The 16,061-nt window shown below is 53.4% G+C and carries 11 protein-coding genes; 2 read left to right on the top strand and 9 right to left on the bottom strand.

Annotated features, from left to right (window positions below; all coding sequences use genetic code 11):
* Positions 1-113: 113 nt before the first annotated feature.
* From B051_RS0117445 to kduI, 9 genes are all read right to left on the bottom strand, one after another.
* Positions 114-1,025, bottom strand: coding sequence for an AraC family transcriptional regulator (locus B051_RS0117445; RefSeq protein ID WP_018479511.1), 912 nt, complete (start codon positions 1,023-1,025; stop codon positions 114-116).
* A gap of 470 nt (positions 1,026-1,495) precedes the next feature.
* Positions 1,496-2,884, bottom strand: coding sequence for an MFS transporter (locus tag B051_RS0117440; protein ID WP_018479510.1), 1,389 nt, complete (start codon positions 2,882-2,884; stop codon positions 1,496-1,498).
* 34 nt (positions 2,885-2,918) lie between these two features.
* Positions 2,919-3,581 (bottom strand): bifunctional 4-hydroxy-2-oxoglutarate aldolase/2-dehydro-3-deoxy-phosphogluconate aldolase, encoded by a 663-nt coding sequence (locus tag B051_RS0117435; protein WP_018479509.1) that lies wholly within the window; start codon positions 3,579-3,581, stop codon positions 2,919-2,921.
* Positions 3,571-4,590, bottom strand: coding sequence for a sugar kinase (locus B051_RS0117430; RefSeq protein ID WP_018479508.1), 1,020 nt, complete (start codon positions 4,588-4,590; stop codon positions 3,571-3,573). The genes B051_RS0117435 and B051_RS0117430 overlap by 11 nt, the downstream gene beginning before the upstream one ends.
* A gap of 6 nt (positions 4,591-4,596) precedes the next feature.
* Positions 4,597-6,027 (bottom strand): glucuronate isomerase, encoded by a 1,431-nt coding sequence (gene uxaC / locus B051_RS0117425; RefSeq protein WP_018479507.1) that lies wholly within the window; start codon positions 6,025-6,027, stop codon positions 4,597-4,599.
* A 145-nt stretch (positions 6,028-6,172) separates the two neighbouring features.
* Positions 6,173-7,600 (bottom strand): tagaturonate reductase, encoded by a 1,428-nt coding sequence (locus B051_RS0117420; protein ID WP_018479506.1) that lies wholly within the window; start codon positions 7,598-7,600, stop codon positions 6,173-6,175.
* 179 nt (positions 7,601-7,779) lie between these two features.
* Complete coding sequence (locus tag B051_RS0117415) at positions 7,780-8,808, bottom strand: LacI family DNA-binding transcriptional regulator (RefSeq protein WP_018479505.1); 1,029 nt, start codon at positions 8,806-8,808, stop codon at positions 7,780-7,782.
* Between the two features lie 36 nt (positions 8,809-8,844).
* Positions 8,845-9,633, bottom strand: coding sequence for a gluconate 5-dehydrogenase (locus B051_RS0117410; RefSeq protein WP_026236489.1), 789 nt, complete (start codon positions 9,631-9,633; stop codon positions 8,845-8,847).
* Between the two features lie 10 nt (positions 9,634-9,643).
* On the bottom strand, positions 9,644-10,483 hold the full coding sequence (gene kduI, locus B051_RS0117405) for a 5-dehydro-4-deoxy-D-glucuronate isomerase (protein ID WP_018479503.1): 840 nt from the start codon (positions 10,481-10,483) through the stop codon (positions 9,644-9,646).
* A gap of 470 nt (positions 10,484-10,953) precedes the next feature.
* On the opposite strand from kduI, the gene B051_RS0117400 reads away from it, so the two are divergent.
* Both B051_RS0117400 and B051_RS0117395 read left to right on the top strand, forming a co-directional pair.
* Complete coding sequence (locus B051_RS0117400; RefSeq protein ID WP_245539654.1) at positions 10,954-14,211, top strand: SusC/RagA family TonB-linked outer membrane protein; 3,258 nt, start codon at positions 10,954-10,956, stop codon at positions 14,209-14,211.
* 20 nt (positions 14,212-14,231) lie between these two features.
* Positions 14,232-16,043, top strand: a complete 1,812-nt coding sequence (locus B051_RS0117395) for a RagB/SusD family nutrient uptake outer membrane protein (RefSeq protein ID WP_018479501.1) — start codon at positions 14,232-14,234, stop codon at positions 16,041-16,043.
* Positions 16,044-16,061 lie beyond the last annotated feature (18 nt).

Below are 16,061 nucleotides of genomic sequence, written 5' to 3'. Positions count from 1 at the left end.
GCTTTTCTTTTACAGGTAGGTATGGCCATGTGTGCAGCCCTTCCTTTGCATCTGCCTATGAAGCGATAAAGGTATAGCCAGTGAATTTTCTACCGCAACGTTAGCCAGATTAATCAAGCAGGTTCTCTCAGCATGTTCACGGCTTTGTTCCATTCCTGCCTGTATTCCTTGCTGTACTCACTGGGTGATTTGCCTGTCGTCTTTTTAAACACTTTATTGAAGTTGATGGGGCTGTTGAAACCGGTTGCATAGGCTATGGAGGAGATGCACTCAAAATCCCCGTTGATTATCTTCTTACAGGCTTCATTGACCCGATATTCATTCAGGAATTTGTTATACGTCTTCAAGGTGTGCTTTTTGAAGTACTTGCAGAAAGCCTGAGGAGTGATGTGCACAACAGAGGCTATCCTTTCTATGGTGATATTCTCGGCGTAATGCTCTGCTGTGAACTGAAATATTTTCCCCATCCGGTTATCCTCCTGCTCGGGGAGAGAAGGGTGTGCAACGCCTGTTGTCAGCAGATTATAGTTGTTCAGGTTCTTAGAAAGATGCCGTATGAGCTTTATGAATAAGAGCAGCCTTTTGAACCCTGATGCTCTGTTTATCCGGAAAAACAGGTCGGAGGCTTCCTGCGCATGTTCTCCGGGCACCTGTACTCCTTGGGTAGCACTTTTGATGAACTTTGTAACAAACTCCATTTCTGGAAACAGCATCAGGTTCTGGAGGGTCTTCTCATAGTCAAAGAAGATGTGTATAGCATGGACATTGCATAAGCCTGCGTCAATTCGGTGGCTTTCGTCAGACTTTAGAATATGAGGTTGGTTGGCACCTATCACGTAAATATCACCAGCCTTGAACGACTTGATACAGTTCCCAACAAGCAGGGTGCCTTCTCCCTTCAAAATAAGGGTGAGTTGCATTTCCCGGTGCCGGTGCAGGTGACCATAAAAAAAAGGCAGGACATCTTCACTTACTGTTACAGACTCTGCTTGTGCAACCGGTATCTCGAATTGAACTACTTTCATAGGCTAAGTCCTTAAGAATACAAAACTTCAATATAGCGTGTCTCAACTAGCGGGAGGGTAAATGCAGCTGTAAAATTTAACTAATGGGTTATTTAAAAGCTACTTAATATATAGTTTTTTTTGCTATTACCCAAAACCACCTAGTAACTCAACTGCTTGTGTTAAGGTTGAAGTACAACACGCTTGCTTTCTCATAAGTCCTGTTCTCAATTAGCAAATGCTTTAGTCAGCAGAATATCCTGCATTTTTTAGAAGATAGAACCTGAGACCCTGCACCTCCACCACCCTAAGCAAAAGGCCCTGCACGTGTACACGTGCAGGGCCTTTTCGTTTTTAGCGGCTGAAGTTCAAGGTATAGCGGCGTAGCAAGTATCCCGACTCTGCCATTGCTCCCAATCCAAGAAAGACTCTATATTACAAAAGGCAGCCTTCAGGAAAGCTGCCTTCTGTGTTATGGTTATAACCTTAGCTTAAATATTTACCGGCTTCATTTTCGGTACCAACGATTTCATAACAAACCAGGCAACCAAGTAGGCCAGCGCGCAGAAGCTGAACATGATGGTATAGCCTGTCTCGATGTGGCCCAGTTTATCGTAATGGTCAAACAGGTAGCCGCCTACCTTTGTCACCAGCACGCCGCCTATACCGCCGGCCATACCTCCAATGCCCGTGACGGAGGCAACGGTTTTCTTAGGGAACATATCCGACACGGTCGTGAAGATGTTGGCAGACCAGGCTTGGTGAGCAGAGGCACCTATACCGATGAGCAACACTGGAAACCAGAAACTATACTGCCCCAATGGCTGGGCTGCCAGAACCAGCAGCGGGATAAGCGCGATTACAAACATGGCGCGCATACGGCCTTCGTACGGGTTATACCCTTTGTTAATGAAGTACATCGGGAACCAGCCGCCGCCTATGCTGCCAATCATGGTCATGCTGTAGAGTACAGACAGCGGAAGCATCACCTCTGTCCCTGTCAGGTTGTACTGTGCTTTCAGGTAAGCAGGAAGCCAGAACAGAAAGAACCACCACACACCGTCGGTCATGAACTTCCCGAAAACAAAGGCCCAGGTCTGCCGGAACTTCAACAGTTTAAACCAGGATACCTTTTCTGCCGCAGCGGTAGAGTCTTGCTCCAGCACAGGCTCACTGTCGCTGCTGATGTATTCTTTTTCTGCTACTGAAAGTCGTTTCTGCTTCTCTGGAATCTCATAGTACATGAACCAGAAAACCAGCCACAGAAAACCGATAGCACCGATGATGAAGAAGGTATATTCCCAACCCAGGTGAGAGGCAATCCAGGGAACGGTGATGGGTGCCAAAATAGCGCCTACGTTGGAGCCGGAGTTGAAGATGCCCGTAGCCAGTGAGCGTTCCTTCTTAGGGAAGTACTCGGCGGTGGCTTTGATAGCAGCCGGAAAGTTACCGGATTCCCCGAAGCCCAGGAACGCCCTCGCCACCATAAAACCAAGCACAGAAACAGGTATAGCGGCAAAACCAATGGCAGAAAAGAATGGGCTTACGGCTCTACCCAAAGGTTCTGCGTAGGCGTGCAAAATCGCAGCCAATGACCAGATAATCAATGCCAAGGCATAGCCCCACTTGGTGCCCAGCTTGTCAATGATACGGCCGGCAAACAACATGGAGATAGCATATGTGAACTGGAATACAGCCGCAATGTTGGCATAGTCTGTGTTGGACCAGCCAAACTTTTCTGCCAGCATGGGCTGCAGCAAGCTGAGTACCTGCCTGTCCAGGTAATTGACCGTGGTAGCAAAGAAGAGCAGGGCACAGATGGTCCACCGGTACCCACCAATTTTTTCCGTGGTGGTTGAAGCTAGTTTGGTTGGTTGCATGGCAGAATTAGTTTGTAGGTTAGTGAGATGGCTATTATAGGCGACAGGCTTTGGCAAGCCCCATTGCTTTCAGGGTCAGTTCGTGCAGGACATTGTATTCACCATTGACCAGGATTTCCTTGCTGATGAGCTTACTGCCCATGCCCACCGCGCAAACGCCGGCTTTGAACCAGGTGCGGAAATTCGCCTCTTCCAACTCCACACCGCCGGTTGGCATGAACAGTTGTCCGGCGAACAGTTCTTTGATAGAAGACACATAGCCAGGTCCCAGTATGTTGGCCGGGAAGAGCTTGATGAGCGCCGCATTACGCTGCTGGGCGGTATAGATTTCGGTAGGGGTAAAGCAGCCTGGTATCCACAGCATACCTGCCTCATGCGTCAGGTTGCCTACCTCAGGGTTGACGATAGGGCAAACGATGTAATCAGCGCCCGCTTCCAGAAAGGCCTGTGCCTCCGAAGTAGTCTTGATGGTGCCAATGCCGAGGTGCAGGTCCGGGTGGTCCTGGCTGAGCTCCTGCTTCAGGTACCGGAAGTTCTCCAGAGCGGCCTCGCCTCGGTTGGTGTACTCCAGAGTCCTGATGCCGGCTTTGTACAGGGTCTTCACTACCTGCAGGCTCACCTCCGGATTCTCGTAGAAAAACAGCGGCAACAGTCCCTGTTCCAGGATGGCCTGGAGGGCGTTTTCTTTAGTTTGCATAAGATGTGACGGTATCGTTTATTTCCGCTACTGTGCTGGTGGTGGCATCACTAGGGATGAATAATTTCCTGAAAGCCGCGGCAGTGGCAAACTCTACGGTCTCAGCCGGAGAGAGCTGGTGGTGGAAGCCATATATCAAACCGGCCATGAAGCAGTCGCCGCTCCCCACCTTGTCCAAAATCTTCTCTACCTGGTACTCATGGGAGGTATGCAGACTTCCGGCGGTATACAAGGTGGTAAAATACCGAATCCCCTGCTGATAATCAAACCGGAAAGTGTTGGCTACGGTGCTGCATTTCGGGAACTTCTGCAGTATGGCCTCCGATGTCTGTTGCGCATGTTGCTGCAGGCTTTCCCTGTCCAGTTCGGCTATCATATCCTCATCCAGCAGTATACCCAGCATTTTGTTAGCCGCCCAGATGTTCCCCATAATGAGGTTGCAATACTGTGCCAGCGCAGGCATTATCTCTACAGGCTCTTTGCCATACTTCCATAGTTTGGCGCGGTAGTTCAGGTCCAGGGAAATGGTGATGTTTTTCTGAGCGGCTACTCTCAGGGCTTCTTCGCACACGTCTGCTACGGCCTGGTTGATGGCAGGGCAGATGGCGCTGAAATGGAACCAGCTCACACCCTCGAATGCCTTCTCCCAATCGATAGTGCCCGGAGTGAGGTCTGCGTAAGCTGACCCAGCCCGGTCGTAGATGACGCCTGTGTTCTTCAGGTCTTTCCCCTTGGGCAGGTAGTACAGGCCCACGCGGTCGCCCTGGTACACGATGCTGTCGGTCTGCACCTGTTTGCCCTTGAGGTAGCCGACCAGTTGCTCCGCCAGGAAATTATCAGGCAAGGCAGTCAGGTAGGAAGACGGTATACCCCACAGGGCAAGCGCCGTAGCCACGTTGGCCTCGGCACCGCCTACGTAAAATGGAAGACTGTTCTCCCGCAGCCACTGCCCGCCCTCATCCGGGCAAATCCTCAGTAATAGCTCGCCAAATGAAAGTACTTTGCCCATGCGTGCTTAGAAATTGAAGTAGTTTTTGGCGTTGTTGTAGCAGATGTCCTCCACCAGCTGGCCCAGCCACTGCAGCTCGCCGGCCGGCAGCTGGCCGCCCTCCACGTCGTTGCCGATCAGGTTGCACAGGATGCGGCGGAAGTACTCGTGGCGGGGGTAGGAGAGGAAGCTGCGGGAATCGGTGAGCATGCCCACGAAGCGGCTCAAGAGGCCCATGTTGGAGAGGGCATTGATTTGTTTCTCCATGCCATCCTTCTGGTCGAGGAACCACCAGGCCGAGCCGTACTGCACCTTGCCCGGCGTGGAGCCATCGTTGAAGTTGCCCACCATGGTGGCGTACACCTCGTTCTGGCTCGGGTTGAGGTTGTAGAGGATGGTCTTGGCCAGCCGGTCGGAGCTGTCGAGCCGGTCCAGGAAGCGGGCCAGCTGCGGGGCCGCGCCGAAGTCGCCGATGGAGTCGAAGCCTGTGTCGGGCCCGAGCTGGCGCAGCATGCGGGAGTTGTTGTTGCGCAGCGCCCCCAGGTGGAACTGCTGCACCCAGCCTCTGGCGTGGTCCAGCAGGGCCAGCTCCACCAGCATCGCCGATTTGTACTTCAGCGCCTCCTCCCCGGTCAGGGGCCGCCCGCCGAGCGCCTTCCGGAAGATGGCCTCGACTTCCTTCTGTGTATAGTCGGCGGCATAGACGGTCTCCAGCCCGTGGTCGGAGAGGCGGCAGCCGTTGGCGTGGAAGAAATCATGGCGCCGTTTGATGGCCTGTAGAAGGCTTTGGTAATCACCGATGGCCATGCCTGATGCCTCCGACAGTCTCTCCAGGTAGGGCAGGAACACGTCCGGGTTGTCGATGAAGACGACCTTATCGGCGCGGAAGGTGGGCAGCACCTTCACCCCGAAGCCGTCGGCCTTTATCCTCCGGTGGTGCTCCAGCGTATCGATTGGGTCGTCGGTGGTGCAGACGGTCTCCACGTTCATCCTCCGCAGGATGCCGCGCACGCTGAAGCCGTCGGTCTGCAGCATCGTGGTGCAGGCCTCGTATACCTCCCGCGCCGTCTCCGGCTTGAGGATGGTCTCGATACCGAAGGGGCGCTTGAGCTCCATGTGCGTCCAGTGGTAGAGCGGATTGCGCACGGTATAGGGCACGGTGCGGGCCCACTGCTCGAACTTGGCGTAGTCCGGGGCGTCGCCGGTGCAGAAGCGCTCGGCCACGCCGTTGGTGCGCATGGCCCGCCACTTGTAGTGGTCGCCCTCCAGCCATATCTCGGTCAGGTTCTTGAACCTCCTGTCGTTGGCGATGTCCTCGGGCGAGAGGTGGCAGTGGTAGTCGATGATGGGCAGGCGCGCGGCGTGCCCGTGGTATAGCCGGCGCGCCGTCTCCGTCTGCAGGAGGAAGTCCTCGTCCAGGAAAGAGGCGGCCGTGGTAGTGTCTGTGATGCTTCTCATGGTAAATGGTATGGTCGGCCGGTTTGGGTTACGTAGTCGTAGAAGCCCACCACAGGCCTCCTGTCGGAGAGCCGGTGGCGCTTCAGGCGGTCGAGACCTGGGGCTTTCACGTGTATGGTTCAGGTATAGCTATACCTGTCAAGTGTTAGGCAATGTTCGTCTGCTTCTCCGTCTCCTGCAGAGCTGTCAGCTGTTTTGTCACCGTCTCAGCGATTCCAGGTATAGCCGTAAGGTCGATGCCCCAGAGATGCTGGTTTGAAAGAACCGTCTCCACCACAGCTGAAGCAGAATCAGACTGCCAGGCTTTCTGGAAGAAATCCAGCACTTCAGGTGTGTCGTTCAATGGCAGGCTTTCACCATTCCACTCCCCTTTGTAGAAGAGAATGAGCGCCGCCAGTGACTGCAGCAGCCTCTGTGGCAACTGGCCTTTACGGGCATGGTATTCCAGCACCGAAGGTAGTACCCGCACGTTGTACTTTGATATGGAGTTGAGTGCGATGGATTGCAGCTCGTGCCGGATGAACGGGTTCTGGAAACGCTCGATGACATCGTTGGCGAACTGTTCCAGTTCCTCTGCTGGCAGGTCCAGCGTCGGAATAATCTCTTCGAAAATAGTCTCGCGGATGAATTTGCCTGTTTGCTCGTCTTCAATGGCATCGCGCACGGTGCGCAGCCCCTGCAGGTAGGCTACCGGTACCAAAGCGGTATGGGCGCCGTTGAGGATGCGGACTTTGCGGGTGCGGTAAGGCGTCAGGTCCTCCACAAATTTCACTTGCAGGCCTGCTTGCTCTGCTGGGAAAGCGGCCCTTACGGCCTCTGGCGCCTCAATCACCCACAGATGGAACGGCTCTGCCTTCACCACCAGGTTATCCTCATAACCCAGTTCCTGGTGTATTTCTTTGATGTTGTCCTTCGGAAAGCCTGGCACGATGCGGTCTACAAGGGTGTTGCAGAAGCTGTTGTGCTTCTCAATCCAGGCAGTGAATTCGGATGGCAGGTTCCAGTGGCTGGCATACGCCAGTATGGTATCGCGGAGCTTCTCCCCGTTTTTCTCGATGAGCTCGCACGGAATGATGTAGAATCCTTTGTCAGCGGCGCCTTTGAAGTGCTCGAAACGGCGGAAGAGGAGCGCGGTCAACTTGCCAGGGAAGCTATTGGGCAAGGTTGCCATACCTGTATCGGCGGCGTCAAAGGCTATACCTGCCTCGGTGGTGTTGGAGATGATGAACTGCAGGTCCGGGTTTTCAGCCAGCGCCAGATAGGCTTTGTAGTCCTCGTAGGGGTTGATGGCGTTGGAGACGCAGCTGATGAGACGCTGCTCCCGAGTAGGCTGGCCGTTCTGTATACCTTCCAGCAGCACGTGGTACAGGCCTTCCTGCTGGTTGAGCAGGTGCACGATGCCCTGGTTCAGCGGCTGCACTATCTGCACATTGCCACCGAAGTCCGTTCGCTCGTTGAGCAGGTCAATGATCCAATCCACGAAACCTCTGAGAAAGTTTCCTTCTCCGAATTGCAATACTTTGACCGGTTGCATACCTGGCATGCTGGCAGTACGGCGGTTGAGCTGCTTCATAATCTCTTCAGTTTTGTGTTGGGTAAAGTTGTCTTATTCTATTGTCTTTTTGTATTGTTCGTAATCGTGTCAGAGGCTCTTTGGAGGCCACTGCATTTGTGCCCAGGTGGTCTTTCCGAGAAAAAGTTCTCCCTCAGAAGTGCCGCTATACCTTCCGTTCTGTACTAGATGTCCTTCTGTTAACCTTTTCGGAGTGTTGAGTTACGGATAATCAACTCCGGCTTCAAGACGGTCTTCTGAGGCACAAACGCCTTGTCTCCTGACTTGAAGTGCTCGAAGAACAGCTCAGCCGTGATGTTGCCCATCTTGATGCTTCGCTGGTCCACAGTCGTCAAGGTCGGGTCTGTGAAGGAGGTGAAAGGCTCGTTACTGAAACCCGCCAGCGCCACCTGCTCTGGAATCCGGATGTTCCGTTCCTTCAGCACCTGCATGGCACCCATGGCGGCATAGTCACTTGAAGAGAACACCGCGTCAGGCATCGTTTTCAGCTTGAGCAGTGTTTCCATGCTTTCCCTGCCGTCTTCTAGCTGCAGGTTGCTTCGCACTACCAACTGTTCATCGAACGGGATTTCGTAATCGCGCAGCGCGTCCGTGTAGCCTCGCAGACGCTCCTTGAATACGCTTACCTTTTTGGTGCTGGTGAAGTGGGCGATGCGCTTGCAACCCTGCTGTATGAGGTGCTCCACCGATTTGTACGCGCCCAGGTAGTCGTCAATCATCACCTGGCTCACTTCCAGTTCGTCAGTGGTTCTGTCAAAGAGCACCAACGGAATCCCTTTGGACTGCACCTTCTTGAAGTGGTCGAAGTTTTCTGTGTTCTTGCTGATGGAGGCGATGATGCCGTCTACCCGCGCATTGAGCAGTGCCTCAATCGTCTGCACCTCTTTCTCATAGATGTCATACGACTGGCAGATGATGACCTTGTAGTTCAGGTTATTGGCAATCTCCTCGATGCCCCGCACCACGGATGCGAAGAAGTATCTGTCGGCGGTCGGTACGATGACGCCAATGATAAAGCTCTTGCCGTTCCGGAGGGCCGCTGCGATGTTGTTGGGCTGGTAATTCAGCTGCTTGGCCGTCTTCAGTACCGCCTTTTTGGTGGCGTCACTGATACGGGGGTTGTCATTCAGCGCACGCGATACGGTAGAGGCTGTGATGTTCAGCTTCTCCGCTATATCGTGTATGGTAACTTTGGTCTTTGCTGACATATGGTGCGTGCAGGGAGCGATGGATTCAGGCTAGCCCTAGTTCTCGTTGCTTGGTTTTCCGATGGTGGCTAATATACCACCATCTACATAAATAATCTGGCCGTTTATAAAGTCGCTGGCCTTGCTGGAAAGGAATACGGCCGTTCCTCCCAAATCTTCCGGGTCGCCCCACCGTCCGGCGGGGGTGCGGCTGATGATGAAGTCGTTGAACGGATGGCCGTCCACGCGGATGGGAGCAGTTTGCTCTGTGGCGAAATAGCCTGGGCCAATGCCGTTCACCTGTATATTGTATTTAGCCCATTCTGTGGCCAGGTTACGCGTCAGCATCTTGAGCCCACCCTTGGCCGCGGCGTAGGCCGACACCGTGTCGCGCCCCAGTTCGCTCATCATGGAGCAGATGTTGATGATTTTGCCCTGCCTTCGCTCCACCATGTACCGTGCCACGTGCTTGGAAACAATGAAAGGAGCGATTAGGTCCACGTCCAGCACTTGGCGGAATTCCTCCTCATCCATCTCCAGCGCCGGTATGCGTTTGATGATGCCCGCGTTGTTCACCAGGATGTTGATGGGCCCCACTTCCTGCTCGATGCGGGCGATGCTCTCCTTTACCTGTTGCGCGCTCGTGACATCGAACAGGTAACCGTGCGCCTTCAGTCCATCCTGGGTATAGCTTGCCAGGGCGGCCTCCATTTTAGCGGGTGTGTTGCCATTTATCACCAGGGTGGCTCCTGCCTGGCCCAGTGCTTTGGCCATGGCCATACCTAGTCCGTGCGTCGCTCCCGTTACCAAGGCAACCTGTCCCGTCAAATCAAACAATCCTTTCATGTCTTCTCCTTTATTTTAGGTCAGTAGGGGCTACCTTGTCCATGTCGTTGTAATCAAGGTTCTCTCCGGCCATACCCCAGATGAAGGTATAGTTGGAGGTGCCGGCGCCGCTGTGGATGGACCAGGGCGGGCAAACAATGGCCTGGTTGTTCTTCACCCACAGGTGGCGCGTCTCGTCCGGCTCGCCCATGAAGTGGCAGACCACCTGGTCTTCCGGAAGGTCGAAGTAGAAATAGGCTTCCATGCGGCGGTCGTGGGTGTGGGCTGGCATGGTGTTCCAGACGCTACCTGGCTTCAGTTCCGTCACGCCCATCTGCAACTGGCACGTGTCCACCACCGAGTTGATGAGCACTTTGCGTATAGTGCGGTGGTTTGAGTTCTCCAGTGCTCCCAGCTCCACCGTTTCGGCTTGGTCCAATGAGATTTTCTTGGTGGGATAGGCATGGTGCGCGGGTGCTGAATTGAAGTAAAACAGCGTTTTGCCGGACTCGGACGGGTGGAACACCACGTCTGTCACGCCTTTGCCCACATACAGCGCCTCTTTGTTTCCCAAGGTATAGGTCTCGCCGTCTACCGTCACCGTGCTTTCTGCGCCCACATTGATGATGCCGAGTTCGCGTCTGTCAAGGAAGTTCTCTGAGCGCAGGGTGGGGAAGGTCTCTAGCCTCAGCGGCTCCTTCACCGGGTGTGCCCCGCCTACTATCAATCTATCATATAAGGTATAGACAACCCGCACCTGGTCCTCCTGAAACAAATCTTCTATAAGATAGGCTTCCCGAAGCTTCGCTGTGCCATAGGACTTGCTGTCATCGGGGTGAATCGCGTGTCTGGTGGAATGGTGTATGCTCATAGTCGGTTATACTTACAAAGTGCGTAATCGTTTGCGCAAAATAACACTTATTTTTCAGTTTCATAAAATATTTGCCAACTTTAACAGGAAACCGCGAAAAATAATTGAAAGGTGAGTAGGTACTTACGTTTTGGGTAAAATGCTTAACTAAAGCTATTGCCGCTATTTTTGAGCAGTAATTCCAAAATACTTTAAAAATGTTTTGGGAAAACAGACAGAAATTTATAAAATGCAAACGATTGCGCAACCTTTTGGTGCTGTTCCGGTAAGTGGTTAATCAATAGACGAGCCGTTTCTCGCGAAGGACGCACCAGAATACCCCAAAGAAAAGAGTGGAGACGAGGAGGTCCGGCGGAAGTGAAAGCGGTGACGGTACTGCAGAAGCATAGGGGAAATCGACTAGGATTTTAAGTTACTCAATACAGAGCAAAGTCATAACATTATTCAAAAACCAAATTTTAAGATAACCTATGCGAAATGCTTTACTAAAGAAGATGAGGTATCTGTTGGCAGTATCTTTTGTCTTCGTCGCCTTTGCAGGAGCGTTTGCCCAGGGCTTCAATGTCGCTGGTAAAGTCGTGGATGAGAAAGGAGAGGGCCTGCCAGGCGTGACGGTGTTGCTGAAGGGTACTTCGGTGGCGGCTCCCACTGGTATTGATGGCAGCTATACCCTGAAGGTGCCTGATGCAAACGGGGTGCTGATTTTTCGCTTCATAGGCTATCAACCACAGGAGGTTCCAATTAACAACCGCTCCACGATTGACGTGGCCATGGCACCGGATGCAAAAGCACTGGAGGAAGTGGTGGTAATCGGCTACCAGGAAGTGCCAAGAAGTGAATTGACTGGCTCTGTGTCATCGGTTGGCGCAAAGCAAATCAAGGATATACCTGTCAGCACGGCGGCAGAGGCGCTGGCAGGCAGACTGGCCGGTGTGCAGGTGACTACTACCGAGGGCCAGCCTGGCGCTGAAATCCAAATCAGGGTGCGTGGCGGCGGTTCCATTACACAGGACAATTCCCCGCTTTATATAGTAGACGGTATACAGGTGGAGAATGCACTGTCTGTGCTGTCTCCGCAGGAGATTGAAAGCATTGACGTGCTGAAGGATGCCGCCTCTACCGCTATTTATGGCGCCAGAGGAGCCAATGGTGTAGTGGTGATTACTACCAAGGGCGGCGTGGAGATGCCAACCAAGGTTACTTACAACGGGTTTGCCGGCGTACGCAGCATCGTGAACAAGCTGGATGTCATGAATCCGTATGATTTCGTGAAATACCAGTACCAGATATACAACTTCAACACAAATGAGGAAACCCGGAACTCGTTTGTTTCGCGCTATGGCCGCTTCCAGGACATCGACATCTATAAAAACATGCCTTTCACAGATTGGCAAGACGAGGTGTTCGGGCGTGACGCCACCAGCCAGACGCACATCATAGGTGTGACGGGAGGCTCCAAGACCACGACTTTCAACCTCACGCTGAACCATACCGACGAAGAGGGTATCATGCTTAACTCTGGTTTTGTGCGTACGCTGGCCTCTTTCAAGTTCGACCATAAAATCAACGACCGCCTGAAGGTGGGTTTGAGCACCCGCTACAGCCGACAGCGTATTGACGGCGTGGGTACCTCTAACACAGGGTCGCAGAGCACCAATAGACTGAGAAATTCTGTGCGTTTCAGACCATTCGTGGCGCCGGGCCAGGAAAACGTGGTGGACGAGTTTGATCCCGAGTTCGCCAACCAGACCAACCTGACCAGCCCAGTGCTGCTGGCTAACCAGGAACTGAAGTACGATTACCGCAACGACCTGCTGTTGAATGGTTGGGCGAGCTACGAAATCATTAAGAACCTCACTTTCAGGAGTGTGCTAGGTATTACCTCTAACAACCGGGATGTGAACATCTTCAACGGACCGGTGACAAGCGTTGCCCGCCAGAACGCCGACATGCCGGTGGTGCAACTGCAGGCAGGCGAGGCTCTGTCTGTTACCAACTCCAACACGCTCAACTACCGCTTTTCGCTGACGGACGCGCACAACTTTGACGCACTCATCGGTCAGGAGATTTGGCAACGAGAAACATCTAACCGCAACATCACCACCAAATGGCTTCCCGCTGACATCACACCTGAGCAGGCCTTTGCCGGTATTCAGAAAGCGACACCCCCAACCGGCCTCATCCAGGATGCTCCCACAACTAGCGAGTCAGAGGAAAGGCTCCTGTCTTACTTCGGCCGCCTGAGCTACAACTACAAAGGCAGGTACCGCGCTGTGTTCAACCTACGCCGCGATGCATCTTCCCTCTTCTCGCCTCAGAACAGAGTAGGTTACTTCCCGTCGGCTTCCCTGGCCTGGCACATTGGCGAAGAGAACTTCATGGGCTTTACCCAGAACTGGCTGTCTGACTTGAAGCTGCGCGTGAGCATGGGTGAAGTAGGTAACAACAGGGTAGGGTATGACCTTTGGAAAACGATGTTCATCGCCTCCGGCAATGACGGGTATGCTTTCAACGAAGCCATCACGCCTGGTTTTGCCGCAACGGATTTGGCCAACACCAACCTGAAGTGGGAGACTACAATCTCCAGAAACCTCGGATTTGACTTCTCCCTGCTCAATAACCGCATCAGTGCCTCGATAGACCTGTACAAGAACAGCACCAGAGACCTGTTGCTGCGTGCCAACATCCCGCAGACCAGTGGGTATGAGTGGCAGTTCCAGAACATCGGTGAAACAGAGAACAAGGGCTTGGAACTACAGTTGAATGGTGTCGTGATTGACAGCAAAGACTTCACCTGGTCCTCCAACTTCAACATCGCCTTCAACAAGAACAAGATTGTAAGCCTTGGCCTTGACCCAAGCGGCGTGCCACGCAACTCCTACCTCGTAGAATCTGGCTGGGTGAACAGCCTGCAGGATTTCATCGTGCAGGTAGGGCAGCCGGTGGGGCAGTTCTACGGCTACCAGACTGACGGCTACTATACCCTGGATGACTTCAACCATACCTATGACGAAGCCTCTGGTAACTGGACCTATACCTTGAAGGATGGTATAGCGGACAGCCGCGCAGTGGCGTTGGGCAACAGAGCCCCGCAGCCTGGCGACCTGAAACTGAAGAAACTGGCCGACACCGGCAGCAACCTGATTACGACAGAAGACAGAACCGTGCTTGGTAACGCCCAGCCTAAGTTCATCGGTGGCTTCAACCAGCAGTTCACTTACAAGGGATTTGACCTGAGCCTGTTCATGAACTTCTCCTATGGCAACAAAGTGTACAACGCCAACAAACTGGAGTTCACCACGCAGTATCTGTACCGCGACAACAACATGCTCAGCCTGATGAACGACAGATGGCAGTGGTATGACGAAGCAGGACAACTGGTGACGAACCCGGAGCAATTGGCCGAAATGAACAAAGACGCCAAATACTGGACGCCGGCGGCAGGTCAGTACTTCCTGCACTCCTTCGCCATCGAAGACGGCTCATTCCTGCGCATCAGCAACCTGACGCTGGGTTACTCCTTGCCGGAGAGCCTGCTGAAGAGAACAGGATTCATCTCTCAGTTTAGGGTGTACGCCACGGTGAACAACCTGATGACCATCACAGGATACTCTGGGTACGACCCGGAAGCTAACACCAGACGTGGCAATCCGCTGACACCAAGTGTAGACTATGCTGCCTACCCGCGCAGCCGCTTCATATTGGGTGGTGTTAACGTTACTTTCTAGTTTTTAAAAATCAGCATAAGATGAGAAAGACATATATAAAGTCGCTGTTCCTGTCACTGGCTTTGGGCGGAACCATCACATTTACCTCATGCGAGAACTATCTGGATGTAGAGAATCCTTCTACTATCTCGCAGGAGGCCGTTTTCACAAGTGTTGCCTATACCAATTCAGCGGTCATCGGTATCTACAACAAGCTGATGGGCGACAACTCCTACGGTAGCCGCATCTCCACGCTATACCCGAACGCGGCCGATGATTTCAGAGTGGGCGGTGCCTACAACCCATTGGATAGAAGGGGCATCAGCGGATTTGGTGTGCACCCCGACAACACGGAGCTTTACAGACCCTTCCTGGAGCTCTACTCAGGTATAGAAAGGGCCAACATCGCCATCAAGTACATCCCGGCCTCTAACCTCTATACCAACGGTAGCGAAAGCGAGAAAGCCGCCATGCGGAAGCTGTATGGCGAGGCATTGACACTGCGCGCCATCTTCTACCATGAACTGATTCGCAACTGGGGAGACGTGCCCGCACAGTTTGAGCCGTCTGCCGACATACCTGATTTGAACCTCCCGAAAACGGACCGCGACGTGATATACGACCGTCTGCTGGAAGACCTGCGTGTGGCCTCTGAGCTGGTGCCGTGGAAGTCTGAGTCAGGCGACCCAAGCACACGCATCTCTAAAGGTGCCGTGAAAGGCCTGCGCGCCAGAATCGCGTTGGCCCGAGGAGGTTACTCCCTCAGAAGTGAGACCCGCACCATGGAGCGCCGTGGTAACCATCTGGAGTTCTATCAAATTGCCAGGGACGAGACCTGGGATATCATGCAAAGCGGTCAACATGGCCTGAACCCCAGCTACGAGAATGTTTTCAGAGGCCTCCATACCACCTCGACAGATCCAACAGGGGAGCGCATGTTTGAGGCTGGCGCCTACGGCGGCAATGCCAGAACAGACAGCAAGTTGGGTTACTCCAACGGACTGAGGATAGACGCCAGCTCCAGTTACGGACAGGCAAACGGACAGCTGGAGGCTATACCTACTTATTTCTATGAGTTCGACCCGGTAGGCGACTCCAGAAGAGATGTGACGCTGGCCTATTTCTCCATCAACAAAGAAGACCAGATAGATTTGGCAACCGCCAACCTGATGCGCGACGGCAAGTTCAGAAAGTACTGGACAGGTATAAGCGGCACGAACCAGACATTAGGTATAAACTGGCCCATCCTGCGCTTTGCGGATGTGCTCCTGATGTTTGCAGAGGCAGAAAATGAACTGAAAGGAGGTCCTACGGCAGAGGCAGTAGCAGCCTACGAAGCGGTGAGAAGAAGAGCGTTTGCAGGGCATGAGGACAAAATGGGCACTACGCCAACCGACAAGCAAAGCTTCTTCAACGCAGTGGCAAAAGAGCGCCTGCTGGAGTTCGGAGGTGAAGGCATCCGCAAGTACGACCTGATTCGCTGGAACCTGCTGCAGAACATGGTGCAGGAGACTCGTGCTAACCTAAGTGCCTTCCGCAATGCAGAGGGCAAGTATGCCAACGTGCCGAACTATGTATACGTGAAGCTGACGCCTTTCAAAAACGCAGCGACAGTGGAACAGGAAATGGCCGGGCTCGACTTGTTTGGTGGCAGCGTATCGGAAGCGATGTATACGCCGGCTCCTAGCTCCGCACCAGAAGGGTATGTGCGAAAGAACTGGCGGGCAGCCGTGAATGCTGCCTACATCGAGCAGTTTGCCGTGGCCTTCCAACCAGGTCAGTCGGAGCTGTTCCCCATCTATTCCGGCGTTCTGAACCAGAACTTCAGGCTGAAGCAGGATTACGGATATTAATTAGCAGTCACATCATGA

The sequence above is a fragment of the Pontibacter roseus DSM 17521 genome, from assembly GCF_000373265.1.
Lineage (GTDB): Bacteria > Bacteroidota > Bacteroidia > Cytophagales > Hymenobacteraceae > Pontibacter > Pontibacter roseus.
This window is presented reverse-complemented; position numbering and strand designations above follow the sequence as displayed.